Origin of the sequence: Marinifilum fragile, from assembly GCF_963677365.1 — a bacterium.
In the GTDB taxonomy this organism is placed as follows: domain Bacteria; phylum Bacteroidota; class Bacteroidia; order Bacteroidales; family Marinifilaceae; genus Marinifilum; species Marinifilum fragile.
Window position 1 is genome coordinate 1,405,385 of the sequence record NZ_OY781962.1, and the last position, 21,136, is coordinate 1,426,520.

Here is a 21,136-nt window from a genome sequence, read left to right on the forward strand (position 1 = left end):
CACATTTAACTATTAATCGAATTTAATAACCATTTTATAGAACTTTTATGTCACAACAGACAAAAGCAAAGCTAATTTTACAAGATGGATCAGAGTACGTCGGTACATCTTTTGGGTATGAGGGCTCCGTGGCAGGAGAGATGGTGTTTAACACAGCAATGACCGGTTATCCGGAAAGTTTGACTGATCCTTCGTATAAAGGACAGATTTTGGTGAGTACTTTCCCTTTGATTGGGAACTACGGTGTTCCGGGAACATTGCAAGAAGATGAGTTGTTCCGATTTTATGAATCAGAAAAGATTCAGGTATCGGCATTTATTGTATCAGATTACACAGAAGAGTTTAGTCACTGGAATGCAAGTTTAAGTCTTTCAGATTGGATGAAAGAGCACAAAATTCCGGGCGTTTATGGTGTAGATACACGTGCATTGACCAAAAAACTTCGCGAACAGGGAAGTATGTTGGCAAAAATTGTTTTTGAAGGGAATGAACCTGAATGGAAAGATCCTAACCTTGAAAACCTGGTTGCACAGGTAAGCACACCAGAGAAAAAGGTTTATGGCGATGGAAAACACAAAGTGCTATTGTTGGATTGCGGCGTAAAGAACAACATCATCAGATGTCTGCTAAAGCGCGATACAACAGTGATTCGAGTTCCACATGACTATGACTTCACTCAGGAGGAATACGATGGATTATTCATCTCCAATGGTCCTGGCGATCCGAAGCAAAATACAGCTGCTATTGCAAACCTGAAGAAAGCTTTTGAGCAGGATACACCAATTATGGGAATTTGTCTGGGAACACAGTTGATGGCCTTGGCTGCAGGTGCCGATACTTACAAACTGAAATACGGACATAGAAGTCACAATCAGCCAGTAGTTCTTAAAGGAACCAAACGCTGTTTCATTACCTCTCAGAACCATGGTTATGCAATCAACAATGATACTTTACCAAAAGAGTGGGAACCATTATTCATTAATGCCAACGACAATACTTGTGAAGGAATCAAGCACGTAAGCAAACCATTTTTCGCTTCTCAGTTTCACCCTGAAGCATCCAGTGGTCCAACTGATACAGAATTCCTTTTTGATGATTTCATTGAAATGATGGAAAAACATCAAGGATAAAGGAAAAAGTATAAAGTAAAAAGGTAATTGATGAATTGCTATCAGCTTTAGCTGATGGATTAAAGAAGACAGAAATGATTAAAGATAAAATAAAGAAAGTACTCGTATTAGGTTCAGGAGCCCTGAAAATTGGTGAAGCTGGTGAATTTGACTATTCCGGATCGCAGGCGTTAAAAGCCATGAAAGAGGAAGGTATTTACACCGTATTGATTAACCCGAATATCGCAACCGTACAAACTTCTAAGGGAGTTGCCGATCAAATTTATTTTTTGCCGGTTACTCCCTTTTTTGTAGAACAAGTAATCTTAAAGGAAAAGCCTGACGGTATCCTTCTGGCTTTTGGTGGACAAACTGCACTGAACTGCGGTATTGAATTGTTCCAGTCTGGGATTCTTGAGAAATACAACCTAAAAGTATTGGGTACACCTATCGAGACGATCATTAAAACAGAGGACAGAGAGATCTTTGCGAACGAGCTTCGTAAAATTGATGTAAAAACTCCTCAGAGTTATGCTGTAGAATCGATCGAAGATGCTTTGGGGGCAGCAGAAAAATTAGGCTTCCCAATTATTGTACGTGCAGCCTTTACTCTGGGAGGACAGGGTTCTGGTTTCTGTTCCAATATGGATGAGCTGAAAAAGCTTGCTGAGAACGCTTTATCCTACTCCAGCCAGATTTTGGTTGAAGAGTCACTGAAGGGCTGGAAAGAGGTAGAATACGAGGTGGTACGTGATGCTTACGACAACTGTATTACGGTTTGTAATATGGAAAACTTCGATCCACTGGGAATCCATACCGGGGAAAGTATTGTAATTGCACCATCGCAAACGCTAACCAACTCGGAATATCACAAGCTTAGATCATTGGCGATTAAAATCATTCGTCACATGGGCGTTGTGGGAGAGTGTAACGTACAATATGCACTGGATCCTGAATCAGAAGATTACCGTGTGATCGAGGTGAATGCGCGTCTGTCAAGATCATCGGCACTGGCATCAAAAGCAACCGGTTATCCATTGGCATTTGTGGCTGCCAAGCTTGGTTTAGGTTACGCACTGCATGAATTAAAGAATGCGGTAACACAAACCACTACGGCATGTTTCGAGCCTGCGCTTGACTACGTAGTTTGTAAGATTCCTCGTTGGGATTTGAACAAATTCGAAGGAGTAACCAAAGAGATTGGATCGAGTATGAAGTCGGTTGGTGAGGTAATGGCCATTGGTCGTAACTTCGAGGAAGCCATTCAGAAAGGTTTGCGTATGATTGGCCAGGGAATGCACGGATTTGTAGGGAATGTACACTCCAAGTTCGAAGATGTAGAGAAGGAGCTTACGCACCCAACGGATATGCGTATTTTCTCCATTGCACAGGCTTTCGAACAAGGCTACAGCATCGATCAGGTACACGACCTAACCAAGATCGACAAATGGTTCCTAAGCAAGTTGGAGCACATCACAAAAATTAAGTGGGATCTGCAAAAGCATAACAACTTACAGGCTTTACCTGATGAATTGCTTAAAGCAGCTAAAGTATATGGATTCTCGGATTTCCAGTTGGCAAGATTCGTTCTGAAGCCAGAAAATACCAATATGGAATCGGAATTATTGGCCGTAAGAAAGCATCGTAAAGAGAAAGGAATTGTTCCGGTTGTGAAGCAAATTGATACGCTTGCGGCGGAGTATCCTGCACAAACCAACTACATCTATCTTACTTATAGTGGCGATGAAAATGACATCGACTATGTTGCCGATAACAAATCAGTTATTGTGTTGGGATCTGGAGCTTATCGTATTGGTTCATCGGTAGAGTTCGACTGGTGTAGCGTAAATGCCCTGAATGCGGTAAACAAAGAAGGTTTGCGCTCGGTAATGATCAACTACAATCCGGAAACGGTAAGTACCGATTATGATGTTTGCGACAGACTGTACTTCGACGAGCTTTCGTTCGAAAGAGTGTTGGATATCATCGATTTGGAATCGCCTAGAGGTGTAATTGTATCGGTTGGTGGACAAATTCCACAGAACCTGGCAATGCGTCTACATAAAGCGGATGTGAATGTGTTGGGTACTTCTCCTGAATCAATTGACAGAGCAGAGAACCGTCAGACCTTCTCGGCTATGTTGGATGAACTGGGAGTGGATCAGCCAAGATGGAGCGAGTTGACCAGTATAGAAGCCATTCATGAGTTTATTGATGAAGTGGGGTTCCCTGTACTGATTCGTCCGAGTTACGTTCTTTCCGGGGCAGCTATGAACGTGGTATCGAACCGCGAGGAGTTGGAACACTTCCTTGATTTGGCTGCACAGGTTTCTAAGCAGTATCCGGTGGTTGTGAGTGAGTTTATCCAGGAAGCCAAAGAGATTGAGTTCGATGGTGTTGCCAAAAATGGTGAAATTGTGATTGATGCCATTTCTGAGCACGTTGAGTTTGCCGGAGTACACTCTGGTGATGCAACCTTGGTGTTCCCACCACAGAAGTTGTACTTCGAGACCATACGCAGAATCAGAAAGATTGCGCGTAAGATTGCAAAATCACTAAACATTACCGGACCATTCAACATGCAGTTGCTGGCAAAAGATAACGACATTAAGGTAATAGAATGTAACCTTCGTGCCAGCCGTAGTTTCCCATTTGTATCGAAAGTAATGGACTATAATTTTGTGGAAACGGCAACTCAGGCCATGTTGGATGTTCCGATTCCAAACAATCTTCCATCCATGTTTGAGCTGGAACATATCGGTGTAAAAGCATCGCAATTCTCCTTTTCAAGACTGTCAAAAGCCGACCCTGTATTGGGTGTAGACATGTCTTCTACCGGTGAAGTAGGTTGTTTGGGCGCCGATTACTATGATGCAATATTAAAATCAATGATATCAGTTGGTTATCGCATACCGAAGAAGGCGGTGTTGATTAGTAGTGGTCCTATTCGCTCGAAGCTGGAGCTACTGAAGAGCTCGAAGATGCTGGAAGAGCGTGGATACAAGCTATACGGTACAAGAGGTACTGCAAAGTTCCTTCAGGAAAATGGTGTGACGGTTGAAGCCGTAGCATGGCCAGATGAAAACGAAGAGAAAACAGCGGTAAGTTTGATTCGCGATCGCGAGGTAGATTTGGTAATCAACATACCAAAGAACTTAAGCAAAGATGAGCTGAACAACGATTACCAAATCAGACGTACAGCCATTGACTTAAACGTTCCTTTGGTAACGAATGCACGTTTGGCATCAGCCTTCATCTATTCCATCTGCAAAAAGTCCGAAGCCGACCTTAAAATCGAAAGCTTTAGCGATTACGTAGAGAAGAAGGATTTCTAGAAAAGATACTTTGATGCTCTCACTCCAAGTGAGGGTATCAATGGCTACTTGCAATAAAAAACTGAGAGCATCACTTGAAGTGATACCCTCAGACAGTATATAAAATGCGAAACCTGTCAGGAGTTATTCTTGACAGGTTTTTAGTTGCTGTTCAATTTATTCAAATCAGTCATAATATGATCTGACATTAATTCTCTTTCAATAACAAAGTCTTCATTGTTCTTCGTCAAAATGTTTACTTGAAAACTAATAAAAGGATTAGTATCAATTACCATACTTTTAAATTCTTCATAACCTAATTCGGTTCTTCTGTCTCTTAATTGGAATTTTATGCCAGAATTTACTTTGTATAATTGTATAGTTAAATCTTCATGCAATTGCCTAGAAAGTTTTCTCTCTTCAGACATGCGATTTCCATTAAGCTCTATATGACAAACTGTTAATTGTTTTTTGTTTATATTATCAATTCGACATACTGCATTACCTTTTGAGTCCATTATTGTTATTTCTTCGATGGATTTTGGGATGTTTATATTATAGTTATAGTTGCTGTAATCAAATGAATATGTAAAATCCTTAATTTTGTTCTTCTTATGGAATGGATATATTAACCTAAGATCATCCAACATTTTAAAAATTCCTTGGCTCTTTAGATCGTTTAGTTTAAGCAAATTCTCTTTGGAGCAAAAGATATCAAGTATAGATATTCCATCATCTAATTTCTTAATGTCAGAATATAACATTTTAGACCTCTCTCTTAATCCATTAAGAATTGCTTCATCACTATATACATAGTCTCCATACTTTCCTAACTTTAGAAACTTTGAATAATTGTAAAGAGAAATGATAGTACACATTGTATCAATTGAGTGCATTTCGATTTCATCCCTGATTTTATCTCTAAACAATTCGCTGACCTTATAAAAGATTGGATTCAACTCTTTATTTTCTTTGGCAAATATTAATAAGAAATCAGAGAAGCTTTTGTTATCCAATTTTGATTGAAAATATGCTATTTCATTTGAAAAATTACCAGTAGAAATGAGTTTGCAAATGATGGAAATACCTTTTATTAATCTTTGTTCCCTTACACTTGCTCCTTTTTTGAAATAGTTCTTATCATATCTTTCTGAAGTATAGATATACTCAAATAAGAAAAAAATACGATCCATATATTGTTTCCAATTAGCCTTATCAAATTCATTATAATTGTTTTCAAAACTTTCTACGAATTTCAATATGTGATCAATGATTTGTGTCTGGCTTATGTCACTAATGTGATACAGTTTTCGGAATCTTTTCTCATAATTAGGATCAGTAAATAGGCTCTTAACTTCATGAAAATCGATATCTCTCTGTCTATCCAAACGTTTAAAAAAGTATTTATCAAAATGCTTAGGATCTACTATTGATTGTGTTGTGTTCTTATCTAATTTCTTGATTTGATCAATTAATTTAATTGTTCCTTCGTCTATTTCTTCATCACTATTCTGATATGTTTTAATATCAAGAGATCTTGATTTTCTTATTGTGTAATGAGCTTCTGAGTCATAATAGAAGATTAACTCCAAAAGGAAGAACTGAGGTTGATATGTATTGTTTTTAACTTCAGGTAAAGATGAATTTATCGAAAGCTGGTTTATGAATCGTTTGATATCTCTAAGATTAGGTAAAATGTTGTTATCTACTATCTTATTGATGATATCCACTTGTAATCCAGAGGAGTCTGCAGGGATAAATTTTGCAATTTTTGATTTCCAGAATATTTTTAAGTCATTGGGTATAGGTTCAGGCAACTCAAATTCCAATTGAAATATTTTCTCCATAAAACTAGCTTGCTCTTCATTGGTCTTGTGATTTTCTATAATCACATCATTAACATACTTGTGAGAATACCCAACCAAATAAACCACATTAGGAAAATCGGCAATTAAACGAATGGTTCTAAACAAAACTAGAATTTCATCCTTTTGTAAGCGATCCAAGTCATCGATGATAATAACAATCTTTTGCGGCAATTCTTCAAAATGCGCCTTCAAGTCATTCAATTGAGATTCAAAGTCAGTATTATTCTTGAAATATTGCAGGAAGTTTGTTTTCCATATTTTGCTTTCAGTGGCACAAATTAATTCAAAGTATTTACTAAGATCGTTTCTGAAAGTAATCGAAAAGTTATTACCAACAGTCTTAATTAAAGTATCATAGAATTTCTTTAATACTTTTTCTGTGCCCGTAAAATACCAAGGGTTAAAGTTGATGAAAATACATTGTTCAGAATACTCAATCCCGTTGATTCGTTTGATCATATCAATGAATGAAGTTTTTCCAGATCCCCAATCGCCATTAATACCTATCGCAAAAGCCTTGTTTTCGCCATTGTTTATAATGATATGACTGATCTGCTGCGCATAGTCAAATCTTCCAAGTTTGTCTTGTTCTTTTAATTCTTCAAGTGTTGTACAATTTAGAAAAGCTTCTGTTTCTCCAAGTGTCCTATCATCATTAAGCTCAAAGCTTTCCTTTTTATTCCTTTGTACACTGTTTATTTGTTTTGTCTTAGCATCCCAATAATAATATTTCAAAGCCAAATAAATACCAGCACAATAAACGAAGGCAATAATCAAATGAATGTTTTTGAAAGGATTAGAGCTTATCCATTTGTATATAGAATAATCTATAAAGTTGAAATAACTTAAAGGCACTATAGAAAGAGTGATAAATGCCCAAATGATAAGCCAAAGACTTTTAATTAGGGCAGCAGTAATAAAAGCATCACGTAGTTTCCATACAACTTGCGTTTTGGCTTTTATCTGGCCAATTAGTTCCCAGAAAAGAAATGCAAATAATACTGTAAGTATTAAAAATATACCAATATCGTTAAGAAATAAAGTTTTATAAATTCCCTCATAAAGTTTAAATAGAAGCTCGTTAAAGACAATTAGAGCAAGAAAAAATAATAAGGTAAATTGCCAAAACTTGGCAATAGACTTTAAGTTCATGTGATTAGCTTGGGTTTGCTTAGTCATGTATATGGGTTTTTATGATCATATAAACTTACTAAAAATAATTGCTTTTGATGCTCTCACTCTAAGTGAGGGTATCAATGGTTATTGGGATTCAAAAAACTGAGAGCATCATTTAAAATGATACCCTCAGAACTTAAGCGTTTGATGCTCTCACTTCAAGCAAGGTATCAATGTTTTACAAGAAATAATCACTGAGAGCATTACTTTAAGTAATACCGCTCAAATCCAATAGAAAAATATTTCCACTACTAGAGCAAAACAAAATCCAGTACTGGAAAAGGATGCTTTCCAATACTGGATTCTTACTTTTTCTAACACTAGATTTGTTTTTAGTTCAGTACTGGAAATTTTCTTATTCTACTATTGGAAAAATTTCTTTTCCAGTATTACCGAAAAACCTTAAGTAATAAAAAAGCCGGATCAACCGGCTTTCTTATCTAAGCTTTTACTGTTAGTTTTTTATCGAAACTTCCAGAATATAGTTTTTTAGAGTTATTAGGAATATTCCTTATCACCAGTTCATAGTCTCCGGCTTCCAAACCATCTGGAATTTGGAATACTTGTGTTCCATCCGTGTTTTTTGCATAAACACTTACTCTGTGTTCTGTACCATCCTCAGCTACAAAGAAAATTCCTTGATTATCATCAGTTGGATCAAGTTTCAATTTCTTTCCTTTGATTTCTGCAAGATTGCCCGATTTAATCAGGTTGGTTTCTTTTTCTAAATTGTGATCAACAAAGCTGTAAATGTCAATTTCAGACTTTTTACGATCGATTTTCTGCAAGCGGGTATTCTCTGCAGATTTTTTCAATAGTACTCCAGGGGTAGCTTTAAATCTTAGTTTGTGTCGATTCCCATCGAAACTATCGTTAAAATCATCGAAAACACCAGTAATGCTTGGCGAAATGTTGACTAATGGAGTATTGATGGAATACCCATTCTCAAGACTTTCTGTAATTACTGTCTCTAATCTTTTAAACAGACCTTCCGCCTCGTAAGGGGTGATGCCTGTACCTTCTTTACAACATTCCTTAATTAGGTCTTCACGAGTTAGTACACGAATAGGAGCCGGTTTGGCAACACAATCGTTCGGAGCTTCCGTTAGGGAATTTAAATACAAATAATAATCAAGCATAGTTTAAATGTTTAAAAATTAGTAATAAAAGTATTATCGACAATCAATTTACGATATATATGTATAATAGTAAAGTTAAAATATGTTAATACTTATATTTTAAGTCTGGCAATAGAAGCCAATTGCCCATTATATCTACAGAGTAGGGGGAATAAAAAAATCTATTTAATAGAATTAAAAACAATGTGATTCTTTCTATTTCTGCTTAGGAAAAAAAACAATAGAAATACAACTATATAAATAGACGCATCTATTAAACAGTTTTATGAAATTATAACATGTATTACCACTTATAAATAGGGTTTTTATATTCTTTAATAAATATTTGAAGAAAATTATTATGCTACATTACCAATGTTTATGGGGGATGTGGAGCTTATTGTATAATTAAGGTGTAAAATAAACTATAAAAATATTTATTTCGAGGGTTACCTTTTTAATTATTTCGGAATAAAGAGGTGTAATAAATGAATATATCTATCGAAAGATAGACGGTAACCTGACTCACTACCATTTTATATTTATTTATTGATAATACATATTAACTAATTCTAAAATTTAATTTATGAAAAAGAACCTTTACTTTTTCCGAGTATGGGTAATGGCCATTGCCATGCTCATTTCAGTAAGTGCTTCGGCTCAGAAGCGAGAACACATTAAAATCGATCCAAACACTCGTTACGACAAGAATGAATTGATTTTAAAATCGGCAGTTGGTAGCGATTATCGAATCGAATTTAAGCTGAACTCCTATGATTTGCTTTACATTGCTTCCGAAAATGCCTACAAGGTGGAGGCAAACAATATGGGAGATATTCTGGAAAAGGGTAATCCGGCTTTGCCTCGGTTTGCTCAATCCATCATGATTCCATCTAGTGCGGATATGCAAGTGGAAGTTTTGTCTTCGGAGTTTATCGAAATTAAGGATTTCAAGGTAGTACCTTCCAAAGGTGATCTTACCCGCGATATCGACCCAAAGTCTATTCCTTATACCTATGGAGAGGCCTATCAGCAGGATGATTACTATCCTTATAATTTGGCTTCGCTTAATGATCCATACATCTTAAGAAGTGTTCGCGGTCAGGCATTGGTGGTAAACCCAATATCTTACAATCCGGTTCAGAAAACCCTAAGAATCTATACGAATATGGAATTGAAGGTGAGTGCTACAGGAAAAGGATCCACCAAAAATACTTTATCAGGGGTTAAGTCTGCTGCTCCTGACAGGGGATTCGAAAAGGTGTATGAATCTCATTTCTTGAATTATACTCCTTCGAACACCAAATACACAGCATTGAACGATGAGCCAGGTAAAATGCTGATTATTTGTTACGACGATTACATGGATGAAATGGCTGATTTTGTTGCCTGGAAAAAGCAGAAAGGAATTCATGTTGAGATGGTTGCATACAGTACCATTGGCAGTGCTTCGGCTATTAAAACCTATGTGAGCAATTATTACAACACCAAGGGTTTAACTTATTTGCTATTGGTTGGTGATGCACCACAGGTTCCAACATCATATACAAGCGCAGGCGATTCGGATAACAACTATGGCTTTATTGTAGGGAACGATCATTACATCGACATTTTTGTAGGACGTTTTTCGGCACAAACTGCAGCACAGGTTACCACTCAGGTAGAAAGAACCATACATTACGAACGTGATATTAAATCTACGGATACATGGTTGGCCTCGGGTGTTGGAATTGCATCCGACGAAGGATCTAACCCATCAGACGAAGAGCACATGAATGCCATTCAAACCAAACTGGAAGGTTATGGATATACCATTTCTCGTTGTTACCAAAATGGAGGATCGGCTGCGCAATTAACAAACTTGCTGAATGCCGGTAAAGGAATCATTAATTACGTTGGGCATGGTTCTATCACCGGCTTCGCAAGTATGGTATATACCAATACCAATGTAAACAATCTTACCAATGAGAACAAGCTGCCTTTTATTTTCGATGTGGCTTGTGTGAACGGGAACTTTAAAAATAATACATGCTTTGCTGAAACATGGTTGCGTGCTACAAACAATGGCAAACCAACGGGTGCTATGGCCATTTGTGCTTCTACCATTAATCAATCGTGGGTGCCACCTATGATCGCGCAAAATGAGATGAACGACATTTTAATTGAGAGTTATGCCAATAACATTAGAAGAACTTTTACAGGCATTGCCCTTAACGGGATGTTTAAAATGGTGGATGTTTACGGATCGGGCGGAGAAAATATGATTGATACATGGACTGTATTTGGTGATCCTTCTTTGCAAGTAAGAACCAAAACACCAACAGCAATGCAGGTGAATCATACAGCAACAGCTACACCAGGCTCCAACAGCTTTAGTGTAAGCAGTAACACCAACGATGCCTGGGTTTCGTTAACTCTTAATGGTGAGATTATTGGTACTGCTAAAATCAACAACGGTTCGGCAAATGTAAGCATTAGCCCATTGCCATCAAGTGGAACGATTAAACTTACAGTTACAGGCTATAACAAGATTCCGTATGTTGCTGATATTAACATTTCTGGAAGTGGAGTAGAAGAGGTAGTAGCCAATTTTACAGCGAATAAAACAAGTATATCCACCGGAGAAAGCATCAGTTTTACGGATTTATCATCTAATAATCCTACTTCGTGGAATTGGTCATTTCCTGGTGGTACTCCAACGGTAAGTACTGCTCAAAATCCTACAGTAAGCTATAATACTGAAGGAACTTACTCGGTATCCTTAACGGCAGCCAATAGCAGTAGTACCGATACCAAAACCATTACCAATATGATTACGGTAAGTGCACCAATTGTTCAAACTTACTGCGAAGCAACAACAAATGGCTGTAGTTCCTACGAGTACATCTCGAACGTTTCATTCGGAACCATCAGTAACAATTCAACTTGCAATGGATATTCTGACAATACCTCCCAGGTGGCAAATGTTGAACAGGGACAAAGCTATGATATTTCCGTAAGCATCGGTCGTCCTGATTCAAGAAATCAGGTAAGTGCATGGTTCGATTGGAATCGTGATGGAGAGTTTAGTGGAGCGAATGAGGAATATGCATTAAGCTACAATTATGGAAGTAGTGTTGGTACGGCAACTGGTAGCATTCAGGTTCCTGCTGCAGCCAGCTTAGGTGCTACCCGAATGAGAGTGCGGGTTACTTACAATGAAACACCTCAGTCTTGTGGAAATACAACCTATGGCGAAATAGAGGATTATGGCATTCAGGTAGGAAGTGGAAGCAGTTCAAGAGATAGGGCATTAGGAGAAAATACAAGCATTAAGCTGTATCCTAATCCTGCTACCGATTATTTTAAGTTGGAACAAATTGGAATTTCAGGAGAAGTAAGTGTAAAGATCATCAACCTTACAGGTACTGTAGTCAACACCTTTGTTTCCGATGGCTCAGATAAGTTTGATATTAACAATTTAAGCAGTGGAATATACATTGTACAAGTAAGCTCTGGAGATGAGATCTGGACTAAAAAGTTAGTGGTGAAGTAATTAGATATGCTAATCACCCAGGGACTGTTGAATTCCCCTACTCACAGTCCCACCCCCTTACTAATTTGGTGCTTGAGTCACACCAATAGGTTCACTTAAGTTAAAATTAGGTGGAATTTACGTAGTAGTGTGGAACCGGATTTTCGATGCAAATTGATCTTCCGGTTCTTTCTTTTCAATAAAAAGTAGTTTTTAATTGCTTTTGTTTAATTTCACCACTCGTTTGTATATTCATACAAAATATTAAAAACATTAGTACAATGAGTCAATATATTTACACGCTAAAGCTTAAAGTGCGCGATTACGAGTGCGATATTCAGGGAGTAGTTAACAATTCAGTCTATCAGAACTATTTAGAGCATGCACGTCATGAGTTTTTGGAATCGATTGGGAGCAACTTTAAGCAATTACACGAAGAAGGTGTAGACGCCATGGTCTCTCGTATCGAGATAGATTATAAAACCTCACTAACCAGTGGCGATGAATTTGAAGTACGTTTAAGTATTGAAAGAGAAGGATTAAAATTGGTATTCAACGAGGACATTTACCGAAGCTCAGACAATAAACTTTGTGCCAAAGGAAAGGTGTTTGTGATTTGTCTTGTTAATGGCAGATTGAGCAAAGGAGAGGTGTTCGATGAATTGTTTGGTGAATATCTTGTTTAAAATTTAACTTTCTGCATCAGGCAAAATACTGCCTGGTGTGGAACAAGCTTGCCTTCTAGTTCGACCTCCTTTATTTCCCGTATTTTAAAATGCGAACTCATTAAATCCTGAATTTCTTCTACAGATGAGAAATAGAGTTCAGTTCCAATAGGTGTTTTCCGGTATTTTCCTTCTCCTCCAAAGTTTTGATCCTTTTCGCTAAAACAAATTGAAAGATAATAGCCACCCTCGGATAAAAGCTTACTAACATTCTGCACATACATTTCTCTGTATTCAGGATAAATATGATGAAGGACTTCAAATTCGTAGGCGAGTTTTATTGGAGGCAATATAATATCATTGGTCTTACACAAGTCTAGCTCGTAGAAATCTCCCTTTAAATTCTTGATTCCAAATAATTGATTAGCATGATTGATGGCTGTTTGAGAAATGTCAATTCCTGACACTTTGTATCCTTTTTGTGCAAAATAGGCTGCATAATGTCCTAAACCACAACCTAAATCGAGTAAATGCGAAGGTGATGGAGCTAAGCTTTCTATGGTGTTGATTAAAATATGAGGAGGCGTTTCACGTTTCCATGGTATTTTATCAAAAGGCATTCCTTTATAAATGTCTTTTTTATTCATGTTCACCTAAGGAAGAAAAAAACAGCGTTATTATCAAGTTATAGGCAACAAAAAAAAGGATCGAACTCCTCCGATCCTTTCCTAACATTAAATGTTAACCTTAATCTCAATCTATGATAAAACTACTCTATTCTTTTTTCTTCTTGAATACATTTCAAAGGTAAGGCAATACGCGGTTAAGAGCTGCAAAGGAAAGTTAAAAAAGATTAAATGTAATAGAATAAAAAATGGCTGAGAAACTCAGCCATTTTTATCTAACCATTAACCAACTAACTAAAAAACTCAGTTTATGAAAATCCCCTAATTTTCAATTGGCTTATTAGCTTGATATCCTGACAATAACAAGCTGCAAAACCGTTGTGAGCCTTAATCGGCGGCAAAAGTAGAAAGTATTTGTGAAATTACAAGTCTTGCCTGTATAAAATGTGAACTTTTAAACATTATTTAACACTTCATATGTTGATCTTTTTTCATTTTTAGATTGACATCTATTTTTAGTTTCTCTATATTGCATGTAGAAAGCCTTCCAATTATCTTATTACCACCAAAATATTAGGATATCACAAGTTGTGGCACTGTATATTTTCATTGCTAATTGTGTAACTCTAATACTTTATTTCATGTTCGATCTTGATAAATGGCAGGAAATTTTTGAAACTATCCGAAAAAATAAACTTCGAACCATCCTTACAGGCTTTAGTGTTTCCTGGGGTATTTTTATGCTGATTATCCTTTTGGGTTCTGGTAATGGATTACAAAATGGGGTTTTAGATCAGTTTAAGCGTGATGCTATGAATAGCCTTTGGATTTATAGTGGAAGAACCAGTATGGCATTTGATGGCATGCAGCCTGGCAGAAGAATACAGTTTACCAATGAGGATTATGACCGCACCAAGGACTCTGGACTTGATGTGGATAAAATTAGCTCTCGCTATTCCATTTATAGAAACAACGTGATTTCATACAAAACGGAATATGTTTCCTATGAAATTATCGCAGTACATCCTGACACTGAAGTTTTAGAGAATACAACATCGCTTAAAGGAAGGTTTTTAAATGATGTGGATATAAACCAGTATAGGAAGGTGGTAGCCATAAGCACCATTTTAGAAGAAGCACTCTTTAAAAGAGAAGAGCCAGTAGGCAAATACATAAAACTCAATGGCATTCCATTTCAGGTTATTGGCGTTTTTACTGATTATTCTGATAGGGATTTACAAAGAGTGTATGTTCCTGTATCAACCGCTCAAAGGGTTTTTAATGGTGCCAATCGAATTTCCAACATGTCTTTTACTACCAATACTCATGATATTGAGGCATTACAGCAAATGGAGAATTATTTAAGAAAGAGTTTTGCTGCTCGTCATAAGTTTGATCCAAAAGACAAAAGAGCCATGTGGATTAATAATAATATGGAAGGTTATCAACGAACAATGGCATTGTTTTCTGGCATCAGGATTTTTGTTTGGATCATAGGTGTATTTACCATTATAGCTGGAATTGTAGGTGTTAGTAACATCATGATTATTGTTGTGCGTGAAAGAACCCGCGAAATTGGTATTCGAAAAGCATTAGGTGCAACTCCCAACTCCATTGTTGGGTTAATATTGCTAGAATCGGTTCTGATAACCTCTGTAGCTGGATATATGGGCTTGGTACTGGGTGTATTATTATTAGAAATTCTGGCTCCACATACTCAAATCGAATTTTTTATGAATCCATCAGTTGACCTAAGTGTAGGTTTACAGGCTACAGCGGTACTGGTTTTTGCTGGTTTATTAGCTGGATTTTTTCCAGCCTGGAAGGCGGCAAATGTAAAGCCAATAGAAGCTTTGGCTGATGAATAGAAAAATAAAACTCATTTCAATAAAAGAAACTTTTAATCACTAAATCAATTATCATGTTTGATAGAGATCGATGGACCGAAATATATATGGCACTTAAAAGCAATAAACTAAGAACATTTCTAACTGCTTTTGGTGTTTTCTGGGGTATTTTCATGTTAATTATCATGTTAGGTTCCGGAAGAGGTTTGGAGAATGGTGTTTATCATGGTATGGGAGATTTCGCAACCAATTCAGTATTTATCTGGGCCCAGCCAACCAGCAAACCGTATAAGGGTTACAAGCAGGGAAGACGCTATAACTTCACCAATCAGGACACAAAAGCCATTTTAGATAACATCCACGAAATAGAAATTCTTGCACCGCGTATTCAAGCCTGGGGTGGAGGTGATGGCGAAAATAATGTAATTAGAGGATTAAAAACGGGGGCATTTAGTATTCTTGGAGATGTTCCTGAAGTAAATCAAATAGATCCGGTAACAATTACTTCAGGTAGATTTATTAATAAAGTAGATGTCAACGACAAGAGAAAGAATGCAGTAATTGGCAAGCGTGTAATTGAAGTTCTATTTGAAGAAGGTGAGGAACCAGTTGGAAAGTATATTAAGATTAATGGGGTTTACTTTCAAATTGTGGGAACCTTTAAATCCATGCATAATCAGGGTTGGGGTGATTGGCAAAATCAATGTGTAATTATTCCATTTACAACCTTGCAAAAAACATACAATTATGGCAATCGAGTAGGTCACTACTCCATTACCTCGAAAAAAGAATACTCTGCAACATTGGTTGAAGAAAAGGTGAAAAATTTACTCCGAAGACGTCATACAATCCATCCAGATGATCAAAGAGCATTTGGAAGTAATAATGTTGAAAAAGAGTTTATTCAAATTAACAACTTATTTATAGGTATAGCTGGTTTAATATGGATTGTTGGCACAGGTACTCTTCTAGCTGGTATTATTGGCGTTAGTAATATCATGCTATTCATTGTTAAAAAACGAACCAAAGAGATTGGAATACAACGTGCATTGGGAGCTTCTCCATCAGTGATTATTAGTTCAATACTTACAGAATCTGTAGTGCTAACTGCAATAGCAGGTTGGATTGGTCTTGTCTTTGGCGTATTTCTCTTGGAGATCATTACAAAAGCAATCCAAAATGGTGGAGGAGATGAAAGTATGTTCTCCAATCCAGAGGTTGATTTCAATATTGCAATTATTGCCTTGGTAATATTAATCATTTCAGGTTTGGTTGCAGGGATAATTCCAGCTAAAAAAGCGATGGCAGTTCGTCCAATTGAAGCAATTCGAGATGATGGATGATTTTCGTAAAATATTATAGTTACTTTTATTGTCTGTAGCATTTGTTTTCTATTAATTAAACTCTTACTTTTATTAAACAATAAAAGTATAATGTAATGAAAGCTATTTTTAAGTCTATAAGTATAATTTTTCTTGTTTTTTATTCTCTTAATTGTTTCTCTCAAAGAATTGAGGTGAGTGGTAAGATCATAGTGTTTGATTCTATACCAATTGTTAATGCCGATGTAATAGTAAAAAGTACAAAAGAAATATTCAAGACTAATAATCGTGGGGTGTTTAAGTGTGAGTGTAATGAAAAAGATAAATTAATAGTTATTGCTAAGGGCTTTAATAAATATACTCTTAAAGTCAAAAAGAAGAGCAATGAGTTGATAGGCAATTTAAAATTGGCTAAAATTCCTAGAGCTGCCGAAATTGCAATTGATAAAGGACATATTCTAATGGTTGATTCTTTTAAAAAATTAGCAAAAAAGAATTCAGGCCAAAAGGATTATTCAAAATATATATCTATAATGGATGTTATTAGAAATGAATTCCCTTCATTACAAATTTCAAATAGTGGTATTATAATAAGAGGAAAATCATCACTAATTGGATCGAGTGCTGCTAACATCGAGATTGATGGGGTTATAACCGATTATTCGTCATTGTCTGGTTTATCACCAACCAATATTGCTAAAATTGAAATTATTAAAGGTAGTGATACAGCAATCTATGGAGTTCGAGGAGGAAATGGTGTGGTAAAGATAACCACCAAGAAATAATTGCTAATAAATAAGGAAAGAGGGTGTCAAATTAAAATTTGACACCCTCTCTGTATTAAAATAGCTCATCTATTGAAAGATATCTTTCTCCAGTGTCATAATTAAAGGTCAGAACTGTCGCACCTGGTTCAGCTGAATTTAGTTGCTTGCTAACTGCAGCAAGTGATGCACCAGTAGAAATACCAGCAAGTACGCCTTCTTTAACAGCTAGTTCCTTTACTTTAGCAAAAGCTTCGTCTTTACTTACCTGAATCGCTCCATCAAGTATTTCTGTATTTAAGTTTTTAGGTATAAAACCTGCACCAATGCCTTGCAATGGGTGAGGTCCTGGTTGGCCTCCACTAATTACAGGTGATGCCTCTGGTTCTACAGCAAATACTTTAAGGTTTGGAAATTTTTGCTTTAAAATTTCAGCAACACCACTAATATGTCCTCCTGTTCCAACACCTGTTATTAGGTAATCTATACCTTCAGGGAAATCTGCTATAATTTCCTTAGCGGTGGTGGTTCTGTGAATTTCAACATTGGCCTCATTGTCAAATTGTGATGGCATCCATGAATTAGGATTGCTAGCAATTAATTCTTCGGCCTTTTCGATCGCACCTTTCATTCCCAACTCTCTTGGTGTAAGCACAAATTCGGCTCCATATGCTGCCATAAGACTTCGTCTTTCAACCGACATTGATTCTGGCATTACCAAAATTAACTTATATCCTTTAACAGCAGCTACCATTGCTAATCCAACTCCAGTATTTCCAGAAGTTGGTTCAATGATTATTGATCCTTCCTTTAGAGATCCATCTTTTTCAGCCGTTTCTACCATAGATAAGGCAATTCGATCTTTAATACTTCCTGCAGGATTTGATCTTTCAAGTTTCATCCAAACATTGGCACCATTAAAAATTTTATTAAGTTTTAATACTGGAGTATTTCCAACTCCTTCTAAAATATTGTTCAGTTTCATTTGGTTGATATTTAAATTTGAAAATTGATAATTTTACTTTCATCAAGGTTTGTTCTAACCTTAGTTTCATGTTTGTGATAAACGATACTATTTGATTCTACACTCGAAGTTAACCAAACATTACCCCCAATAATACTATTTCGCCCAATTACAGTATCTCCACCTAGTATCGTGGCACTTGAATAGATAATTACATTATCCTCTACGGTAGGATGTCTCTTCTTTTTGGCTAAACTTTTTTTAACTTGTAGTGCTCCTAAAGTCACTCCCTGATATATTTTTACATTATTCCTTATTACTGCAGTTTCACCAATTACAACACCAGTTCCATGATCTATAAAAAATGATTCCCCGATTGTTGCTCCAGGGTGAATGTCAATACCCGTTTTTGTATGAGCATACTCACTCATGAGTCTAGGAACGGTTGGAACTCCAAGTCGATACAAGACATTGCTAAGACGGTAAACCATTATTGCAAAAAAACCTGGATAGGCTATTATTACTTCACCAATAGTTTCCGCAGCTGGATCAAACTTTTGTATTGCTTCAGCATCTTTCAAAAGGGCACGATACACAGATGGGATTTTTACCATAAAATCTTGTGTGATTTGTTCAACCGACTTTTTCAATTCAAATTTTACAGGTAAGAGCAATAGTTTTAAAGTTGATTCCATCTGATAAAGTAAAGATTCTTCGGCACAACAACTTTTACTTCTCCTAGCGCTAATTGGGAATAGGGTATTCATGGCCTCTTCAACAAATCGGTGTGCTAAATCTCTTGCAGGCATGTCAATTTCATTGTTGTTTCTGGAAGCTTGCAATTCATCCATTACTTTACTTAAATAACTCATCGTTTTATGATTTTTAATGTATTGATACGTAAATATTTAGGTAAACATTTAAGTAAACCTAAGAGGGGATTGTTAGTAAGATTGACTATCTACCAACAACAACAGCAACAACAGACTTGATTGTTGTTGTATTCAAACATTTGGGAATAATTTGAAAAGGATTGTTGAATTGAATGCACGCCAAACGTAATCGAATAAGTTCGATCCGATTGTTTGATTCTGATATGCTTTAAATTCCTTTTCATTTTGAAGTTTCTAGAAGCAAACTTAAAAAAAATAAATTAAACAAGACTCTTAAGTCTGAATATTTCTGTTAAAAAAATGTTATTTATTTTAGCCATGGAAAAAAATAACTTTAACGAGCTTTTTTATTACTTTTAATATTGTAACACAAACTAACTGAAAATGAATACATCAAAATATATTTGCCCGAAATGTGGGAATAATAAGTTTGAAACTGATGAATTTAGAGCTACAGGGGGTAGGTTTGCTAAGATTTTTGATGTTCAAAACAAAAAATTTGCTACAATAACATGTTCCAGATGTTCTTATACTGAATTGTACAAAGGAACCACTAGTCAATTAGGAAATATCTTTGATTTCTTAACCAATTAAAATCATTTTAATGAAGAAAAAATTACTTTTTGTGTGTTTGGGAAATATATGTCGATCACCAAGTGCTGAGGCAGTTATGAATGGATTTTTAAAAGTAAATATGCTCAATGATGAATTCGAATGTGATTCTGCAGGAACAGGAGGATGGCATGTTGGAGAAAGAGCTGATAGCCGAATGCGGACTCACGCTGCTCGAAGGGATTATGACTTAACAAGCATTGCAAGACAGTTTAATCCGAAGAATGATTTTGATGAATTTGACCTCATTATTGGTATGGATGCACAAAATGTATCCGATTTGCAAGATATAGCAAGAAATTCGGAAGATTTACATAAAATCAAGTCCATGACAGATTATTGTACCCGATACAAACATTACAATTCGGTTCCCGATCCATACTATGGTGGAGCAGATGGTTTTGAATTGGTTCTTGATATTTTAGAAGATGCATGCGATGGATTATTAAAACAAATCAGTAAATGATAGAATCTCAAATTATTGAGAAAATAGAAGATTGGGCAGAATGCAAAATACAGAAGCAAAAATCTGTATCGGGAGGTTCTATTTCCCAAACCAATTTAATTAAATTAGAGGATGGCAGAACCTGTTTGCTTAAAACAGGTTCTGAATATTCCGATGGCTTTATTAAGGAAGCTAATGGACTTAAGGAAATTGAGAAGGCTGCTTGTATCAGAACCCCAAAGATTTATCTCGTTGAAGAAGAATTGTTATTAATGGAGTTCATTGAGCAAGGAATTAAAAATCAGGACTTCTTTATTAAATTTGGAAAACAACTGGCCGAATTGCACAGTCGCACAAGTTTGAAGTTTGGTTTTAAAGAAGACAATTATATCGGTAGTACGCCTCAGCTTAATATTCCAATGGGAACTGAAGCTGAAAGTTGGATTGACTTTTACTATAACAAAAGGTTGTTATATCAATATAAATTAGCAGAAAAAAAACAATTGGTTGGAAATGAATTAAAAAATGGATTTTTAGTTCTCGAAAACAGAATTGAGGAAATACTTGAAGGAAGTGAAGAAAAGCCTTGTTTGTTGCATGGAGATTTGTGGGGAGGGAATTATTTGTGTGATTTGGCTTCAAATCCGGTTTTAATTGATCCAGCAATATATTATGGGCATCGCGAAGCCGATTTGGCAATGACTAAGCTTTTTGGAGGGTTTAGCAATGAATTCTATCAATCATACAGTAAGCATAAACCCTTGCCGCAGGGGTACGATTACCGGGAAAATATTTACCTGTTATATCATGTACTTAATCACTTAAATTTATTTGGATCTTCTTATTATGGGCAAGCAGTTCGTTTGGTATGGTCTTATTTACATTAGGCACTAACTAAT

Annotated in this window: 15 protein-coding genes; 10 read left to right on the forward strand and 5 right to left on the reverse strand. The window is 36.1% G+C overall.

All coding sequences use genetic code 11. From position 1 onward, the window contains the following. Nucleotides 1-47: 47 nt before the first annotated feature. Complete coding sequence (gene carA / locus ACKPCA_RS05405; protein WP_321281809.1) at nt 48-1,130, forward strand: glutamine-hydrolyzing carbamoyl-phosphate synthase small subunit; 1,083 nt, start codon at nt 48-50, stop codon at nt 1,128-1,130. A 74-nt stretch (nt 1,131-1,204) separates the two neighbouring features. Next, nucleotides 1,205-4,444, forward strand: coding sequence for a carbamoyl-phosphate synthase (glutamine-hydrolyzing) large subunit (gene carB / locus ACKPCA_RS05410; protein WP_321281810.1), 3,240 nt, complete (start codon nt 1,205-1,207; stop codon nt 4,442-4,444). Nucleotides 4,445-4,584: 140 nt separating this feature from the next. Here carB and ACKPCA_RS05415 read toward each other — a convergent pair whose 3' ends face one another. Both ACKPCA_RS05415 and ACKPCA_RS05420 read right to left on the reverse strand, forming a co-directional pair. Continuing rightward, nucleotides 4,585-7,470, reverse strand: coding sequence for a KAP family P-loop NTPase fold protein (locus tag ACKPCA_RS05415; RefSeq protein WP_321281811.1), 2,886 nt, complete (start codon nt 7,468-7,470; stop codon nt 4,585-4,587). 437 nt (nt 7,471-7,907) lie between these two features. Next, nucleotides 7,908-8,606, reverse strand: coding sequence for a DNA-binding domain-containing protein (locus ACKPCA_RS05420; protein ID WP_321281812.1), 699 nt, complete (start codon nt 8,604-8,606; stop codon nt 7,908-7,910). 565 nt (nt 8,607-9,171) lie between these two features. Between ACKPCA_RS05420 and ACKPCA_RS05425 the strand changes: the two genes are divergently transcribed. Further along, a complete protein-coding gene (locus ACKPCA_RS05425) occupies nt 9,172-12,120 on the forward strand; it encodes a C25 family cysteine peptidase (RefSeq protein ID WP_321281813.1) in 2,949 nt (982 codons plus the stop codon). Between the two features lie 260 nt (nt 12,121-12,380). Next, complete coding sequence (locus ACKPCA_RS05430; RefSeq protein ID WP_321281814.1) at nt 12,381-12,785, forward strand: acyl-CoA thioesterase; 405 nt, start codon at nt 12,381-12,383, stop codon at nt 12,783-12,785. Here ACKPCA_RS05430 and ACKPCA_RS05435 read toward each other — a convergent pair. Then, nucleotides 12,782-13,411: a class I SAM-dependent methyltransferase gene (locus ACKPCA_RS05435; RefSeq protein ID WP_321281815.1), complete on the reverse strand. Its 630-nt coding sequence runs from the start codon at nt 13,409-13,411 to the stop codon at nt 12,782-12,784. The two genes, ACKPCA_RS05430 and ACKPCA_RS05435, sit on opposite strands and share 4 nt — an antisense overlap. Nucleotides 13,412-14,031: 620 nt before the next feature. Between ACKPCA_RS05435 and ACKPCA_RS05440 the strand changes: the two genes are divergently transcribed. The 3 genes from ACKPCA_RS05440 to ACKPCA_RS05450 all read left to right on the forward strand — a co-directional run bounded on the left by ACKPCA_RS05440 (nt 14,032) and on the right by ACKPCA_RS05450 (nt 17,344). After that, nucleotides 14,032-15,258 carry an ABC transporter permease gene (locus ACKPCA_RS05440; protein WP_321281816.1) on the forward strand — a complete coding sequence of 409 codons (1,227 nt, stop codon included), beginning with the start codon at nt 14,032-14,034 and terminating at the stop codon, nt 15,256-15,258. Between the two features lie 53 nt (nt 15,259-15,311). Beyond that, complete coding sequence (locus ACKPCA_RS05445) at nt 15,312-16,580, forward strand: ABC transporter permease (protein ID WP_321281817.1); 1,269 nt, start codon at nt 15,312-15,314, stop codon at nt 16,578-16,580. 95 nt (nt 16,581-16,675) lie between these two features. Further along, nucleotides 16,676-17,344 carry a TonB-dependent receptor gene (locus ACKPCA_RS05450; RefSeq protein WP_321281818.1) on the forward strand — a complete coding sequence of 223 codons (669 nt, stop codon included), beginning with the start codon at nt 16,676-16,678 and terminating at the stop codon, nt 17,342-17,344. 55 nt (nt 17,345-17,399) lie between these two features. Here ACKPCA_RS05450 and cysK read toward each other — a convergent pair whose 3' ends face one another. Then, entirely contained in the window at nt 17,400-18,308 is a 909-nt protein-coding gene (cysK, locus tag ACKPCA_RS05455; protein WP_054721197.1) for a cysteine synthase A, read from the reverse strand. 11 nt (nt 18,309-18,319) lie between these two features. Further along, a complete protein-coding gene (gene epsC / locus ACKPCA_RS05460; protein ID WP_321281819.1) occupies nt 18,320-19,159 on the reverse strand; it encodes a serine O-acetyltransferase EpsC in 840 nt (279 codons plus the stop codon). Between the two features lie 405 nt (nt 19,160-19,564). Here epsC and ACKPCA_RS05465 point away from each other — a divergent pair, with 405 nt between their 5' ends. Genes ACKPCA_RS05465 through ACKPCA_RS05475 form a run of 3 tightly spaced genes read left to right on the forward strand, consistent with a single transcriptional unit; the run spans nt 19,565 to nt 21,124 of the window. Beyond that, nucleotides 19,565-19,774, forward strand: coding sequence for a zinc ribbon domain-containing protein (locus ACKPCA_RS05465; protein ID WP_321281820.1), 210 nt, complete (start codon nt 19,565-19,567; stop codon nt 19,772-19,774). 10 nt (nt 19,775-19,784) lie between these two features. After that, a complete protein-coding gene (locus tag ACKPCA_RS05470) occupies nt 19,785-20,258 on the forward strand; it encodes a low molecular weight protein-tyrosine-phosphatase (protein WP_054721199.1) in 474 nt (157 codons plus the stop codon). Next, nucleotides 20,255-21,124 (forward strand): fructosamine kinase family protein, encoded by an 870-nt coding sequence (locus ACKPCA_RS05475; RefSeq protein ID WP_321281821.1) that lies wholly within the window; start codon nt 20,255-20,257, stop codon nt 21,122-21,124. The genes ACKPCA_RS05470 and ACKPCA_RS05475 overlap by 4 nt, the downstream gene beginning before the upstream one ends. The last annotated feature ends 12 nt before the right edge of the window (nt 21,125-21,136 follow it).